This window comes from Acidobacteriota bacterium (assembly GCA_016700075.1).
Lineage (GTDB): Bacteria > Acidobacteriota > Blastocatellia > Pyrinomonadales > Pyrinomonadaceae > OLB17.
This window is the reverse complement of the sequence record CP065000.1, coordinates 1,644,804-1,660,944: the sequence shown is the minus strand read 5'-3', so window position 1 is coordinate 1,660,944 and position 16,141 is coordinate 1,644,804. Positions and strand designations below refer to the sequence as shown.

The 16,141-nt window shown below is 56.1% G+C and carries 11 protein-coding genes and 1 tRNA gene; 8 read left to right on the top strand and 4 right to left on the bottom strand.

Features of this window, described 5'->3' with window-relative positions; genetic code table 11:
• The first annotated feature begins 1 nt into the window (after position 1).
• A tRNA-Ala gene (locus IPM50_07430) sits at positions 2–77 on the top strand.
• Positions 78–111: 34 nt separating this feature from the next.
• Here the strand turns inward: IPM50_07430 and IPM50_07425 are convergent.
• From IPM50_07425 to IPM50_07410, 4 genes are all read right to left on the bottom strand, one after another.
• Positions 112–930 carry a GNAT family N-acetyltransferase gene (locus IPM50_07425; GenBank protein ID QQS34386.1) on the bottom strand — a complete coding sequence of 273 codons (819 nt, stop codon included), beginning with the start codon at positions 928–930 and terminating at the stop codon, positions 112–114.
• 79 nt (positions 931–1,009) lie between these two features.
• Positions 1,010–1,780, bottom strand: a complete 771-nt coding sequence (locus IPM50_07420; GenBank protein QQS34385.1) for a hypothetical protein — start codon at positions 1,778–1,780, stop codon at positions 1,010–1,012.
• Between the two features lie 8 nt (positions 1,781–1,788).
• Positions 1,789–5,784 carry a hypothetical protein gene (locus IPM50_07415; GenBank protein ID QQS34384.1) on the bottom strand — a complete coding sequence of 1,332 codons (3,996 nt, stop codon included), beginning with the start codon at positions 5,782–5,784 and terminating at the stop codon, positions 1,789–1,791.
• A 26-nt stretch (positions 5,785–5,810) separates the two neighbouring features.
• A complete protein-coding gene (locus tag IPM50_07410; protein ID QQS34383.1) occupies positions 5,811–7,913 on the bottom strand; it encodes a carboxypeptidase regulatory-like domain-containing protein in 2,103 nt (700 codons plus the stop codon).
• A gap of 138 nt (positions 7,914–8,051) precedes the next feature.
• On the opposite strand from IPM50_07410, the gene IPM50_07405 reads away from it, so the two are divergent.
• From IPM50_07405 to IPM50_07375, 7 genes are all read left to right on the top strand, one after another.
• A complete protein-coding gene (locus tag IPM50_07405) occupies positions 8,052–9,701 on the top strand; it encodes a heme-binding protein (GenBank protein QQS34382.1) in 1,650 nt (549 codons plus the stop codon).
• A gap of 20 nt (positions 9,702–9,721) precedes the next feature.
• On the top strand, positions 9,722–10,495 hold the full coding sequence (locus tag IPM50_07400) for a hypothetical protein (protein ID QQS34381.1): 774 nt from the start codon (positions 9,722–9,724) through the stop codon (positions 10,493–10,495).
• On the top strand, positions 10,492–11,517 hold the full coding sequence (locus tag IPM50_07395; GenBank protein ID QQS34380.1) for a hypothetical protein: 1,026 nt from the start codon (positions 10,492–10,494) through the stop codon (positions 11,515–11,517). The genes IPM50_07400 and IPM50_07395 overlap by 4 nt, the downstream gene beginning before the upstream one ends.
• Positions 11,517–12,395, top strand: coding sequence for a hypothetical protein (locus IPM50_07390; GenBank protein QQS34379.1), 879 nt, complete (start codon positions 11,517–11,519; stop codon positions 12,393–12,395). The genes IPM50_07395 and IPM50_07390 overlap by 1 nt, the downstream gene beginning before the upstream one ends.
• Before the next feature lie 116 nt (positions 12,396–12,511).
• A complete protein-coding gene (locus IPM50_07385; GenBank protein ID QQS34378.1) occupies positions 12,512–13,132 on the top strand; it encodes a cytochrome c3 family protein in 621 nt (206 codons plus the stop codon).
• A gap of 5 nt (positions 13,133–13,137) precedes the next feature.
• Entirely contained in the window at positions 13,138–13,626 is a 489-nt protein-coding gene (locus IPM50_07380) for a hypothetical protein (GenBank protein ID QQS34377.1), read from the top strand.
• A gap of 23 nt (positions 13,627–13,649) precedes the next feature.
• A complete protein-coding gene (locus IPM50_07375; GenBank protein QQS34376.1) occupies positions 13,650–16,139 on the top strand; it encodes a cyclic nucleotide-binding domain-containing protein in 2,490 nt (829 codons plus the stop codon).
• Positions 16,140–16,141: the final 2 nt, after the last annotated feature.

Below are 16,141 nucleotides of genomic sequence, written 5' to 3'. Positions count from 1 at the left end.
CGGGGACGTAGCTCAGCTGGGAGAGCGCATGAATGGCATTCATGAGGTCAGGGGTTCGATCCCCCTCGTCTCCACCAAGTTTTCAAAAGGCCGTCGTAATTGGCGGTCTTTTTATTTTGCGAAAAGTTTGCGGTATCTATCGCTGAGATCGTTGATATCGAATACTACAAAAAGATCGATAGTGCCGAATTCGCGGTCTAGAATCGGCGGACTGCAGACCTTTGCCCCGAGCCGTAGATACATATTGAAAAGCGGCGGCAGTTCGGCATCGCCTTGGCCGGCCGGTACATTCATTTCGATCGCGTTCCGGATCGGCTTTAGTCGAATTTCGTCGTGAGTATGTCCATCTGCAATGATCTTTTCGAACGCGCGAATGCCTATAGGTGCGTCGGTGGAGAATATCGAACAGCAGCCAAAGAAGTACTGTTTTCTCATGTGCCGAAGATAGGCGATCAGCGTTTTGAAAAGCAGGAAAAGCACCTTTGTATTTCGATGTTCTGCGGCAACGCAGGCACGGCCGATCTCGATCCCGCCGATCAGAATATCGTGCGGCAAATGTGATAGGTCGAATTCGGTCGCTGAATAGAAGCCGGATCGATTCTTTGCGGTCTCGATGGTGTTCAGCCTGTAGGTGCCGACGGTCTCGCCGGTCAATGTGTCCCGTACGATCAGATGCCTGCATTTGAAGTCGTATGCATCAAATTCCACACCTCCCGGCTCGCCGGCATGCTTGCCGCCAAGCTCTATGTTGAAAACGGCATGGCGCAGCCGCAATGCCGACGCGATGTCCGCTGCTGATTCAGCAATGAGTGCCTCATACCGGCCGTCAATGATGGACGGAAAAGCGGGTTGTTTGTTAAGGGGTTTCGATTGCGGCCGGCGAAAGGGAATTGCCGGCAGTTTCGAGCGAAGCTTTCTGAGAACCTGCATCGGCTCTCAGACTATTTCGGCGCGGTGAATGTATTGTTAAAACAACTTTAAGAAGTCATTAAATCTGCAAGGAGATCTCCTAGCAGCGAAGTTTGGAAAAAGCCGGCCGGGCCTCGAAAATGGGGGACTGCTCGCGGGAATAGTCATTCAGATTGCGTTTAAGGCGTCGGAAAACGAGGCACCTCTGCCGATCATTGGCCAGCCGTTCGGCAAGATAGTCCAGAGTGTCGAGTTCACTGGCATATTCACGTGCGGACCAAAGCTCGACCGGCGTGCCGCCCATTTGATCCGCGAGTTCACGGAGTTTCTTGTCGGCGGCGTTTTGCCCGTTTGAAAGAAATATCGAGACGTAAACCGGCATCAGCTGCTTTTGCAGCAAAAACTCCTCGGCGTTCTCAAGTTTGGCATTCTCGACGTGGCTCAATTCGTGTGCAAATTTCGCCCCGGCCAGCGCTCCCCTGCGAATAACCTTTCGGTAGCTTGATATCGCCGAGATCGAATGAAGGACAGGATAGTAAACGGGTTCAGGGAAGCCGAGTTCGAGTTCGTAACCGAGCGTGATCGTTGCAGCGATCAGCTTGCCATTCGGGTCCCATTCAAATGCATCGGTTCCCGCACCGCGGACGTATTTGTCCGATACGGCTACGGTCAGAGTGAAAGAATCGTCAGTCTCGAATGCCTGCCAACGCGAGCGCCCGAATTCTGTCGAGAAAAGCTCTGCTTTCCATCGCTGATAGTTCTCTTGCCACTGACCCGGAATATCCTCGACGATACGTGCGGACGCAGTACCTGCTACGGCGAAAATGAACGCCGCGCACAATACCCACAATGCCTTTCGCCGAAGGAACATATCGAAACCTATTTCAGAGGTTCATCAGATACGGTAAAGAAATCGCCGTTGCCGTTGTTCGTTCTGAGCATCCGCATCACTTCCTCAAAATTGAACGGCCGTGCTCCGCGGCGGCCGAATACGGCTAGCTGATTGCCGCTTTCGTCAACGGCACGGTCACGGTCGAGGCCCTTTGAGATGCTCAGAGCTTCGCCCTTTGTCTTGAACGTCGCGATCAGACGCGGTTCGGGCCGAGGGCTGAAACCGGCGTATGTCGGCATCGTTTCGGGGTCGGTGAGCTGAAGCACCTTGAGGCCGTTCTTGCCGTCGGCGACGTAGCCGTAGAGGCTGGCATTCGTCATCGCGACCTTGATCGAGTGAGCGTCGTTTATAGTGCCGTCCGCGGTGAACATTTGATCGAGCCGCGGCTGTTCGGGGCGTTCGACATCGATTATGGCGATGCCTTCCGAGCCGTTCGCGACGTAGGCATAGGTGCGGGCGACGTAAATATCGTGAGCGTGCGATAGCGGCACAGTTGCTCCTTCGACCTTACGGACGTTGCCGTTGATCTGCAGCTCTTTGATATCGAGAACATGCATCCCGGCCTTGTCCACAACGAACGCGTAGAGGAATTGCACCGCAACAGCACGCGGGTTGTCAAAGGGCATTTCCTTGACGATCCGCGGCTGCAGCGGCGTTGAAAAATCGATGATCACAAGGCTGCGGTCCGTCGTTACATAGGCGTAATTTCCGGCAAGGACGATGTTATTCGCTCCCGTCAGCACTCCGCCCGGATTGTAAGTCAGCGAGCGGCCGAGGAAATTATTCCGCGGATCGCCGTCGAGCAGCGTTGCGGCGTTGACCAGGATCACGCCCTCGAATTTATCCGCGATAAATAGGTATGCATAGATCGGATGTATGGGGCCTTCTTCGTTGACCGCTGGAGCCGGCTTGCCGGCGGCCTTTGCTTCAGCGTTCAGCCGCAAAGCTTCGTCCGGCGGCACCTGTTTATAGCTGCCGTCCTCGTTCCTAACGGTCCGCCATCGCGTCGGATCGACGCCGAGCGTAGTCGGCGAGGCAACGGATGTCGCATATTTCGTCGGCACGTAGAACTTTTGACCCAAGGGCGAAACGGGTGCCGTTACAATGCGTTCCGAAAAGCCTTTGTGATCTATTTGCGCGATGTCGTAAACGCGCAGGCCGCCTTTGCCCGCGGCGACATAGGCGTATTCACCGCGTACCTGTACTTGCAGAGCTTCGGGCCGGCCCTTATTTTCGTAAAATTCAGTCAGCTTTCGGCCGCCGTTCACGAACTTCTCGTAGTTGTCCTTATAGGCGAGCTTGTGCAGATTACTGCCGTAAACGGCCTGCGGCTCCGTGTGTTCGGTAACGACGACAGCCTCAAGCGCGTGGCCGGTCGCCACGTAAACGTATCGGCCGATGAAATTGACGAAATTCGTCCCCTGCAGCATCACCTGAGCCAGCCAGGCGTTGTTGTCCTTATCTTTGGAAACGTGGCAGTCAGAGCAGCCTTGCGTTTCCTTGCCGCGGACGGTGTGCGGGACGTGGGTTGAGAAAGACTGTCCCGAAAATCCTTCGGCCGATATGGTCTGCTGCTGCGAATAGATCCATTCGCGGTTCTGATTGCGCGAACTCACAAGAACAGCCGAACGTGAAGCGACAGGGGCGACCTGATGGCCAGTTACCGTGCCGTCTTTGCCAAGCATGAAAATATCGTCGCGAAGCACCTGGAAGTTATAGCTTGTAAAGTTGCGCGACATGCCGCCTTCATTGTGGCGGTTCGGCATCTTGCGGTTCGCTTCCATGCTCAGATGGCAGCCGAAACAGCTCGTCACCCACGACGTATGGCACGCGTAGCACGTCATGCTGTTCTCGCGGTGGGCAAGCATTTCATCGCTCGCTTTTGCATCGCCCCACGTTGAGTTGTCACGCTGCATCGTCTTTGCGTAGGCCGACTTTTCGCTGTAATCGTCATTGCCGGGCGTAACGGTATCGACGGTCTGCGTAACCTTCCAGCAGAGTCCGGGCTCGACCATCGAATTCTGCACGATGTCGCCGATCTTTAGCGGTATCTCTTCGCCCGTCTTTTTGTCGGTACACTTCTTGTTTCTGAGCAGTGCAGCGGTCATCACCTGCATTACGGGCATTCGACGGCCGTCAACGCCGCGGAACTGCAGCAGCGTCAGGTCGCGGCCGACAAGCGGCTTGTTCTGCTGCTGCCGCCGGTTCAACTCACCGCGAGGCGGCGGCATCACGGCAGGTCCGCTGGTGATGGTGTTCGCTTTGGCCCGCATCGAGCCGTGGCAATCTACGCAGCCGATCTCGATGGCCGCACGCGGTTCGTTGTATAGAATTCCGGTGCCGTGGTTGTCCTGACGGAAATGACAATCGACACAGTGCATGCCTTTTTCGAGGTGAATGTCCTGCAGATGGACCGCCTTGTTCCATTTCGCGGGGTCGCCGGGCAGGACGATCTGATCGTCCTTGTCGAGCAGGTTGCCCTTGCGGTCCTTCTTATAGACGTTCTTGAACATCCAGCCGTGGCCGTGAGCGTCGCCGAACTGCACGCGGTCGAGCTTTGCGTTGAATTCCGGCGTTCCCGTCTGCTGCAGGAAAACCGAATCTGACCACAGTCCGCGGAGCGATGAGCCTTCGGGATTCTTGTCCAGCTTTCGTGCTTCGTCGTCCTGGCTCGGATCTATCTGGCGGTCGGCAGGGTACATATGCTTGCCGTCCGATTCGTTGTCCCACCACATCTGCCCGACATAGGTCGAAAGCATGTTCGTACCCGGATGCATATGACAGGTCATACACTGCGATGTCGGTATCTGCGATGTGAACTGATGCTTTATCGGATGGCCGGGCTGGTTGCGGGGAATGCTTTTGTCCGCGGTAGCGGTAAAGCCTTGGTTGCCGTGGTCGGCGTATTGCGCCGATATGGTCTTTGATCTGTCATTCGCGTAAATGACGTGGCAAGATGTGCAGCCCGCCGAACGGTAGTCGCCGGGATGATCGTTGGTACCGAGAAAATTCAGCGTCGGATCGAGAAGACGCGTTTTCTGCAGGCCGAGATAGACTGGATCCGTACGGTTGAGCGTCCCGAGCCCACGCGGGCTTAGGCCCTTGTCAGGACGGCCGGGTTCTTCTTCCTTGTCGGGAAGTCCGACCTCAAGACGGCGTTTGCCGCCGCGTTCAAATACGCGGAGTATGTTGCCGGGTTGTGAAAGCTCCCAACGCGGCAGCGGGAAAAGCTCCGTCAGAAAGCCTTTGAACGCCTGCTCCTCGCGTGTCGGTACGGGCTTTTGGAAGAGAGCCTGCGGTCTGCCGTCCTCGTTGTAGCTTTCGCCGAAATGGGTGTCTTTCAAATGGAAGCCGCCATTGTTGTAAAGTGCGGCTCCCCACAGCATCGCTCCGTGTGCCATCATGCTGCGTGCCGACTTTTCGTTGGTTTCCGCGTGGCAAGAACCGCATGCCTGAGCGACCACGCGGAAATCGCCGGGATTTATGAAGCGAACAAATTCATGACTTTCTTTTGCCAATAGAGTGTTTGAGCGTTCCGGATTCTTGCTGGAACATTCGCCGTTCTTGCAGCCCCATTCTTTGGGGAAACGAGGCTGTACATGTGCGTCCCGCTGAATGATCGAAGCGGGATTTCCGCCGTGACATGCCGTGCAGGTCAGCCCCAAAGCATCTTTTCCGTCAACAAGTGTGTCGAAAACGTCGCCGCGATTGTTGTAGCGGTGCATCGGCTCGATATTGCCGTGGCATTTCAGACAGCCTTCCACAGGTGCTGCCGGAGCTTCGGCGGCTGCGGCGGGCGTTGGTGCCGCGGCGGCCTCTTCGGGTGTTGCGGTGGCAGCGGGTGCGGGCTGAGCCGCGTTTTGCCGGGGGCTGAGTTCCGCTTTGATTTCCATCCGCCATAAAGCTGAGGCGGCCAAAATACCGGCAAATATGAGCAGGACAGCAAATTTAACCCTTGTTGCGTTGAAAGTCTTTTCGGCCATTTAAGGTCAACCCCTCTTTTAGCGGATCAAAATATCAGTTTCACTTCGCTGAAAAGCGAGTATTGCGGTTTGGACGGATCGGGCACGACGCCCTGGCAAAAACTTGGTATCGGGCAGTTTCGCGTGCGGTCCGTAAAAACATCGCGAAAGCCCTTGCCCGGCAGCAGCATACTGCCGCCGAACGTCATAGTGACGTTGTTTATCAGAAACGGACGGTAAACCACGCCGAGACTCAGATCGACGCCGATGTCCTTGCGTATCCGCGGATCGAATAGCAAATACTGCAGAACTTCCGTTCGATGAAATCTCAAATAATTCGCGTTGAAAACTGCCTTTACGGTCTGCGTGACCTCGGCATCGACACCGGCGTTCAATATGAAAATGCCCGGATTTACAAAGTTCGCCTGGCCTTCAGTTTTGCTGGATCGAAGGCTCGGGAGCAGGCTGTTCGGCGAAACAAGCGCGACGTCCGTCGACAGCAGACGAATGCCCTGGCGGCTCCAATACGAGAACTGTCCGCCGGCAAAATTAGGATCATCGAAAATGGCATCAAAGCCTGTGGCTTTGTCGTCCCGCGGGTCGCTGTCGCCTGAAGCAAAAAAGGCTGACACTTTCGGCCGGAACCAATTCTTGTCTATCGAGAATTCAGCCGCGGCCATATGCGCGCCGATGGTCGTCCGTTTTGCCGCGATCTGATTGAAGGTGTCGCGTCCGAAAGCATAAAAATATGAGTGCGTCAGATTCAAAATGCCAAGGTGCCCGTCCCCGCTGAAACCGACATAGCCTGCCTGCACCTTGTGCAGACGAGGAATGCCTATGAGAGCCGGACGTACAATGAATCCGTTCGTATCGTAATGCGTGCGTCCGCGGTCATCGTTATAGGCGGCAAGCGCCTGGATCGTGTAGCCTTTCTTGATGAAATCCTGACGAAAGACATTGCCGATGACCACATTCTGATTGCGGAACTGAAAGGCGTTCAGATTACTGTTCGTGTCCTTTTCGAGCTGGTGAAACCACGTCGCGTTGAAATTGACCTTGTTGTTGTCCCATCCCCCGAAAACGCGTAATCCGAGGTTGTTGTCCGAATACAAAAAGCCCCTAAAATCAGCAACGAAAGGCTGGATGCCGGCCCTTACCGACACGAAATCGAAGTTCTTGTTCGTATCGAAAAGCTTGACCTCGACGAAAGCTTCCTCCAGCGAAACATGCGTATCGGTGCGGTTAGTGCCTCGCCGCGGATCCACATTGACGATGCCGTTCTCGCGTGCGTTCAAATAATTCGGAATGCTGAATGTCGGCGATATCTTGACCGCCCACGATCGCGGCCGAAATACGGTCTGCCCCTTGAAAAATTCGAAAGAGACCTGGACGACCTGATTGACCGAAAGGCTTTCAGGGCGGCCGAAGAAATTGTTGCTGTTCGGATTTGCCGAGCTCACGGCATTGCCGGACGGTGTGCGGCGTATCTCGACACCGGTCTTGCTGACGGCCGAAAGGACCATGAAATAGTCATCGCCGATGACGGGAATGTCGCCTTTTATCTTGCTTTGGTCGTACGGGTTGTACCACTTGCCCTTTCGAAACGGAATGTCGCGGCCGCGATTGCCTTCAGACCCGTAGCGTTCGTATTCCGGATAGGCGATGCTCCAGCGGTCGCGGACCTCGCGTCGTGTAATGGGCTTCGGTTCGGGCTTATCGGCACCTTCGGGGACCTCTTTGCTCGGATCGACGACGGAAAAGTCCAGCTTCCGCTCGCTGCCGTCGATGATGATGTTCTCAAGTACAGGGCATTTGCGTTTCGTCTCGTCGCAAATGAACTGTGCGAAGGTCCCGTATTCCGCCGCTTTGCCTTGATCGAACCTTGCCTCGTACGGTGCTGCGACACTGATCCTGTAGGCGCCGGCACGCAGACGGACAGAATAATTGCCGTCGGCGCGAGTGACGCGGGTCGTCCTTTCCGATGTCACCTGATTTACTATGACGACCGTCACGCCGGCGAGGGCTTTGCCTTCGGCGTCGCTGACGGTGCCGCTAAGGCGGCCGCTGGCTGACTGTCCGCTGATCAGTACCGCCAGGCAGAGAACAATGGCGGCGGAAAATATGGTGCGTCCTGCAGAACCCAGATCCATAAGAGTGGAGGGCCACGGAATAGCCGCGGTCGATGTCGAGATTTCTGACACTGCTTTTAGCACACTTTGATTTTTAATACAAATTAAATATATAAAGGCTTGACTAAAATTAAGGTTGGGGTAATACTTCTACGCATCATGAAGGACAACAATTTGGTGAAAACGGTAAGGTTTTTTGCCGGCTTCATGACAATGCTGATCCTCGGCATTCCGGCCGCGTCTCAAAGCCTAACAGTCTCTGATGTACAGACGGTCATCGCGCAGGCGGTCTCTAAAGCTGCGTCCCTGAACCGAAACGTCACCGTCTCGGTGACCGACAATGAAGGCAATCTTCTGGGCACCTTTACAATGACCGGAGCGCCGTCGATGACGCGAATTCGCAGCGTCGGCCGCGCCGGACAGGGACTCGAAGATCTGCTCGTTCCATCTGCTGCTGCATCGCACTCTAAGGCGGGAACGGCAGGACTGCTGTCTTCCGGCGGCAACGCCTTCACTACTCGAACAGCATCGTTCATTGTTCAGGAACATTTTCCGCCGACCATCGATAATCGTCCGGGCGGGCCGCTGTACGGCGTGCAGTTCTCATCGCTGCCGTGTTCGGATGTCGCGATCGCCGGGATGCCGTTGGGGCTTTCGGGTGATCCGGGCGGCATTCCTCTTTATAAGAGCGGAGTTGCGGTGGGCGGCGTCGGCGTCGAGGGCGACGGGCTCTATACCATCGACCGAAACCCGTACGACAATGACTACTCGTTCGAAGAGGAGATCGCGGTCTCGGGATCAAGAGGATTCGAATCGCCGGTCGATATCCGCGGCGATAACATTTTGGTCGAGGGAATTCGCCTGACCTTTGCAAATATCACAAATCCGAGCGTCGTCGCGACCATTCCTTTCGGCAGCCTTCCGGGTGCGGTGACCTCGGCGATCACGGCGGCGCCTGCCAGCGATTTTGTGCCCGGCGTGCTAAACGGCGTCAGCGGCCAGTACAGTTCGCGGTTCCCGACGGTTGCGGGTTCGCAGCTTTCACTTGCTGAGGTAAACCAAATACTCGGCCTCGCCGCAGATACTGCCAACCGCACGCGTGCCGGCATTCGCTGGCCGATCGGCAGCAACGCCCGCGTGAGCATCGCGGTCGTCGATGTCAACGGAGCAGTGCTTGGCTTATTTCAACAGCTCGACGCACCGAAATTCGGCCTTGATGTTTCCGTGCAAAAGGCACGTACTTCTATGTTCTTTGCCCGCAGCGACGCGGGAGCGAAACTCACGGCCGCAGGAATGGGCTCGTATGTAACGCGTGCCGCGGCTGATGGCTTGCCGCTAAACGGCACCACGGCATTTTCCGACCGCGCGGTCGGCTATATTCACCGCCCATTATTTCCGGACGGCATAAACGGCACGCCTGCGGGGCCGCTCAGCACACAGCTTGCAGACTGGAGTCCGTTCAATGTCGGGCTGCAGCTTGATCTGATCTTGCCGGCTCTTACAAATCCGCCGATGGTGTGCGGGACGGCCGCCAGGACGAAACGCAGAGGGCTGCCGCCGTGTCCGTGTTCCACCATTCCTGAGGTGCGAAACGGCCTGCAGATATTCGCGGGCGGCATACCGCTCTATCGCGGCAGTACACTTGTCGGCGGTATCGGCGTCAGCGGCGACGGCATCGAACAGGACGACCTGATAGCGGCCGGCGGAGGACAGAATTTCGCCCCGCCGCAGGCGATACGCTCAGACAATGTTTTTGTCCGCGGAACGAGACTTCCGTTTCTAAAGTTCCCGCCGCGGCCTTATCTATAAACTCTCCCGGAAATTCACTGATGCGAGGGGTCTTTGTCCTTATATTCCTGCTATTGCTGCCGGTTTTGCCCGGCAGCGTTTCCGCGCAGGAAACCGGTGCTTTGGACGTCACGGGCCGCGTCCGGATCGGAAAAGCTCAGGAAAAGATCGTCCGCAAACGCTTCTATCTGTTCAAAGGCGGCCTGGCCGCCAACAAGGACCTTGTCGAACGCATCAAGAATTCCCAGAGCACTACCCGCGATTGTTTTTATTGCGGGCTGAAGGCGAGCAGCGAATATATCGAATGGCTGCGTGCTGAGGATTGCGAATCGCCCTACTGCCGCGAGATCACTGAAACCGACGTGGCAAAGGTCCCGGAGTTTCAGGCAGCTTACACGAAAAGCCTCCGTCAATACGGCAACCGGCCTGCTGTCGCCCGCAGATGGCTGACAACGAACCTTGCTCCTGAACTGCGTGACGGATTCTACCGCTCGCACAAGGCGGACCTCGCAAGAGTTCTGGGAGATCAAAAACCGCTGCAGTCCAGCATGACCGACAGCGTTTCCGTGCGTGCTACTTTTATCGATCTGCCGATCGCCGCAGGTGCAAAGAATGAGACGTATCTTATCTCTAACATCCTGCCGATTGTCATTAAGGACAAGAGCTACATCTGGATATGCGAGGCGGACGTCAATTCTGCGAAGCGGACCAATCTTGTGCTTCAGGTACCCGAAGGCGACAAGCCCGTCCGACGGTGCGAAGTGATCGTCCGAGACGTCCCGCAATGCAAGGAGGGAAGCTGCGCAGCGAAATGAGACGTTTGCTGAACATCGCATTGCTCACACTGCTAGCCGCCTTGTTCGCGGGTCTTTGGGCCTTCGATGTCGATGCTCAGAACCGCGGACGCTTTTCACACAGTACTGCACAGCACAAAAAACTGAACTGCTCGGCGTGTCACAAGATACCGACGCCCAACTGGGCTTCGACAAGCGGTTTTCCTGACGTTCAGGACTATCCCGGCCACGCATCATGCGTTTCGTGCCACCGTCAGGACTTTTTCCGCGGCAATCAGCCCGCGTTCTGCGGCGTTTGCCATTCGACGGTCGGCCCGCGTGGAAAGGCGAGGTTTCCGTTCCCGCACCCGACCCGTAATTCGGACTTTTCGACCATTTTTCCGCACAACGTTCATCAGGACGTGATCGCGGAGCTTGCTCCGCCGCGTGTCGAACGCCCATATGCGGTCGCTCATTTCGTGATGGCGTCTTTTTCGCCTTTTAGAATCGACGATCCAAAACCGACCTTCAATAATTGCGCGATCTGCCATGAGACGGTTTCGAAAACCCCTAGGCATGCGGTGCGGGTTTCGGGCTCGCTGAAACCACTCGCAAATGCGGCAGCCGAGACGTTCGAGCCGAAAGCCGGCTTTTTCAAAGATATGCCGACCGGACACGCGGCATGCTTCACCTGTCATTATCAGGGTCCTAAGCCGACCGCGACAGATTGCGCCGGATGTCACGGCCTGACGGCATCGACGCCGAAGACCGGTGTCGTTTTCAAACGCTACTCGATCAAATTCGATCATCTGCAAAAAGAACACAGCACGCGCGACTGCATGACATGCCACGTACGCATCTCGCAAAACGCCGATCTAAAGACCATGAAAGACGCCGATGTTCCGTTCATCACGTGCGTGCAGTGCCATAACGACAAGATCTTGGAAGAAATGGGTAAGCGTGCGGACAGTCTGACAAATAACCAAGCGCCGTTCCAGTGCGTCTATTGCCATTCGACCGCGGTCGGGCGATTCCCGCTGCCGCCGAGCCACGAAAAGAGGTGATGACGACAACCAACGGCGCATCGAATTTTGTGAAAGCGGTGATCCTCGCGGCGGCGGGGTTTTTCGCCGTGAGCTGTCTTCAGCAGGCAGCTCGCACGCCCGTCCCGCTGACATCGTCTGAGATCCCCGAACCGGCAGCCGTAAAGGTCTCAGACAAGACGTTCAAGGAGTTCGATCACAAGATCCCGGAACATAAGGAATTCGAATGCGCGTCGTGTCACCGGCGTGAGGGAGCAAAGCTCGATATGGAATTCGCCGCGCACGATTCATGCGTCGGCTGCCATTTTGGCCAGTTTGCGGCGAATGATCCGGTCATCTGTGCAATTTGCCACAGTGACCTGAGCGGGACAGACCCGGGAATGAAGGACTTTCCGAATAAGTTCAATGAAGGCTGGAATATGAAGTTTGACCACGCAGCACATGACCGCGGCGACGGCCGCCCGAAAGAAGGGTGTGTTGCGTGCCATCTGCCGCAGGGCCCGGGAAAATCGATCCCTGTCGGCTTTCAGGCTCACACGACCTGCTATGCGTGTCACACGGCGGAAAGCGAGATCAGTTCCTGTTCGGTCTGTCACGAACTTGCACCGTACAGCCGTACTCTGCAGTCGCGTTATGTTTTTAGGTCGGCCTTCAGCCACGCCGATCACGGCCCGCGTCAAGGCGTCAGCTGCAATGAGTGCCATTCCGTGCGTGCTGGAGCTCCGCAAGGCCGTCAGGTAACGAACATCGTTGCGAAACAGCACAATGTCGCCGCGGGCAATAACTGCGTTTCGTGTCACAACGGCAAACGTGCTTTCGGCGACGATCCGATAAGTATGACGACCTGTACGCGATGCCATTCGGGTTCGGGCTTCAATATGCTTCCGGGTTCACCCTGAGGCGGGAAGTTCGGCGGGAAACGAAATCCCGTCATGCTTCATCTGACCGGACAGTTAACCCGATATGCCAATTCGTTGACATTGTTCCGCTTATCGGAGTTTAATAGGGAATCCATATGAAACACTTTGCCAAGATCTCAGTAGTACTTGTTTTCGCAGCGACCGCCGTCATCTTTGTCGCCGGCAGTGCTTCTCCGTCGGGAGCCTGGGACGCTATCGCGGCGTCAGTCCTCGCAACACCGACACCGCCGCCCGGAACAAAGAAGATCCCCAAATCTTATACTCTCAGCAAGGATAGCCTGTCTGAATACGGCGATGTGGCATTTGATCATGATACTCACGCATTCGGGCTTTACAGCCCGGACGGTAAATCACAGATCGCCTGCGTCGAGTGCCATCACACCGATCAGCCGAAATCGGCATTGAAACCGCCGCTCGTCACTTCTGAGCGAAATGAGATCCTGACGTGGGAGACCTTTCAAAAGTCGGATCAGAAGGTGACCGGCTGCCGCGACTGCCATTTTCAGGACGGAGCCGTTCCTGATGACAAGGAGATGCCGACCGCCGATTATACAGAGGGCGGCAAAAAGGTGACCAAGGACCTGAACAACGAGCTTGCATATCATATCAACTGCAATACTTGTCATGATGAAGCAGCGAAACTCCGGCCCGAGGTCAAAAAGACCAAAGGGTTTGCTACCAGCAAGGATTGCCTGATCTGCCATTTGAAAAACTGACCTTAATGGAAACTCGGCAATGCGAAAACTGCGGTGAAACCGTCGATGCGGCCAAGGCGTTCTGTCCGGGCTGCGGCAACGCCTTTGTAGAAGAAAAGGCCCGGGAAAAGGCGAGCGAATTTGAAAGCCACGACAGCACGGTCCAAATGGGCCAGACGATGTATAACCAAATGCTGTCGGACATGGGGCTGAATATCAAAAAGAGCCCGGCCAAACCTGAGGCCGAGGCAGTGCCCAAAAAGGTCGAGGTGGCCGCACCTGTCGCCCCTGCAGCCGCAGCACCGGTCGAGCTAAAGCCCGCCGCACCGTCGCCTGTCGAACTGAAACCGGCCGCACCGCCGCCTGCGACTCATCCGAATACGCAGGCCAAACAGCCGGCGACGGGCTCGAATAAATGGATCTGGATCATGGTCGCCGGCCTGGTACTGATATTTCTTTTTGCGGCATTGATCGTCGCTGCGGGAATTGGGTTTTACATTTTTACTGCCAGGTAGTTAACACAATTTGAAGACCTGCGATGCCGGAGGCACCGCGTCTTAAGATGCCGCGTGAAATAGAAAATCACGAGCAGTTGATCGATGCGTTTCGCAACGTAGAGATCGTGTCCGAGCTTGTCGAGCAGCTACCGAATGGTGAGTTCAGGAACGAGCTCGACATGGATATCATTCTGTTCGGCCGCAGCTATCGCGGCAAAAAGGTCGGCCCCTACTGCCGGCTCCTCGAGTTTCAGCCCGGCGAAATAATAGTAAAGGCCAATACTTGGGAAAGCAGTATCTTCTACATTCTGGTCGAAGGCCGCCTCGACGCATCTATTCCCGATGCCGGCGGTGGAATGCGTAAGGTCGGCGAGATCGCCGCGGGGAATTCCTTCGGCGAGATGGCACTGCTTTCGGGCACACCGCGAACGGCAAGCGTTTCAGTGTCTGATGGCAGCGTGCCGGCACTCGTTCTCGAATTCACACGCCCCGCGATACGCCTTCTGCGTAAGCTGCCGAAATTCGGCAAAGCTCTTGACCGCAACTACCGTAACTACGGTTTGACGCTTTCTATCAATGACCTGAAAGAGTTCCTCGGCCCGTCCGCCACGCCTGACATTCTTAAGAGGATTGGCGACGCCGCTCGTTTCGCCGTCTACGAAAAAGACCAGGTCCTTTTTAAGGAGGGCGACCCGATAAATCGAATTTTCTTCGTCCGCAGCGGTTGGATACAGCGTGTGAACGGCGTCGAATTCAATCCGCGTGCGGCGGAATTGCTGTTGGATACTGACGATTCCGTTGGGCTGGATTTCTTGGGTTCCGGCACAACGATGGGAAGCGAGGCCCTCGACGGGACGGGTGATTGGAAATACACGGCGACCGTTTGGGGCCGTGCCGAGGTCGTCGAACTTGCCGTCAGCCGCCTGCAGGACGATAAGGAGATGGCCGCCGCAATCGTACCGCTGCTTCGCGGGGCCGTCGAAGGAAAGCCTGTAATACCGAAACATCCCGAGGACAATCGGGTTCTGGCCGCCGCCACTCGCGAGATCGAGACGGGCGTCGTTGACGGCGTCAATCTGATGGTGATGGACATGGCGAAATGCGTCCGGTGCGGCAACTGCTCGCTAGCCTGTCACAAGGTTCACGGAACGACGCGGCTGACGCGACGCGGTATTCATATCGAGCGGCCTTTAAAAGAGAACGGCCGCGCGATGCAGAGTGTACTCGTTCCTACCGTCTGTATGCACTGTCAGGACCCGGAATGCCTAACAGGCTGCCCGACCGGAGCCATCGCCCGGCTGCCCGACGGCCAGATCGATATCGAACCGAAAACCTGCATCGGCTGCGGCGACTGCGCCACGCAATGCCCCTACAACGCCATTTCGATGATCCCGCGCAAAGGCGAAACGAATGGCAGCGGCGGCATTTTCTCGTGGTTTTCATTGAAACAGGCACCGATGCCCGAACCCGTAACGCAGACCGAAGACCTGGTCGCGGTCAAATGCAATCTATGCGAGGGCACCGGCCTTAATCCGCCCGGAGCAAAGACGCCCGCATATTCCTGTGAGGAAAATTGCCCGACGGGAGCTCTCGTTCGCGTTGATCCGCGCGAGTATTTCGACGAGGTCAAAGGTACCATCGGCTTGATACGACGCGGCGAGAACCAGGCTTACGGCGTCAACATTCACAAATTCGATCTTTGGGCGACGATCTGGCACATTGTCGGAACGCTCATCGTCATCGCGGGCGGCGTTGGTGCGTTTCTGGCGACCTGGCAATACACGCAAGACACCGCTCTTTTTCCGGGAGGCTGGGTGACGATGCGCTGGATAACAGGCATCGCGGGCCTCGCCGGTATTGTTTGGGTGATGGCGTATGCTGCTCGAAAGCAGGTCTATCGACGCCGAGCCGGTGCTTTGCGGTATTGGATGCTATCGCACATTTATATCGGCGTTCTGGCGGGCGTAGTTCTGCTGATTCACGGCGGGACGAGTTCGGGCGGGCTTGTGACGACGACGCTGATGATCTCGTTCGATCTGGTGATCTTGTCGGGTATCTTTGGTGCGTTCTGCTTCGTTTTTGTTCCGCGTCTGATGACGCGGATCGAGCCCGAGCCGCTGCTGATGGAAGACCTCGTTACGCGGCGTAACGAACTGCGGGCAGAACTATTCGCCCGTGCGGAAGAGACCGAGAACACGACGCTCAAAGCACTTATTGAACAGAAGGTCCGCCGCCGTTTCCTAGGTCTCGGTTATTTGTTGAAACAATATTTCAGCAAACAGGACCTCCGCGGAATGCTGGCCGACGCCCGCGAGGAATTTCGTTCCGCCGCCGCCGAAATGAGCCGTTCCGATGACGCTCGTCTTATGGAAGCGGTTGAAAATGCGGCGACACTTCGTCGGGTTGACGCTCTTTTGTATCTGCATAAAATGCTGAAGATATGGGTCGCCCCGCATGTTCTTTTTACAGCGATAATGCTGGTCCTTCTGGTGATACATATTGTTCAGGCGGTGTATTTCAACGTCCGTTAGCG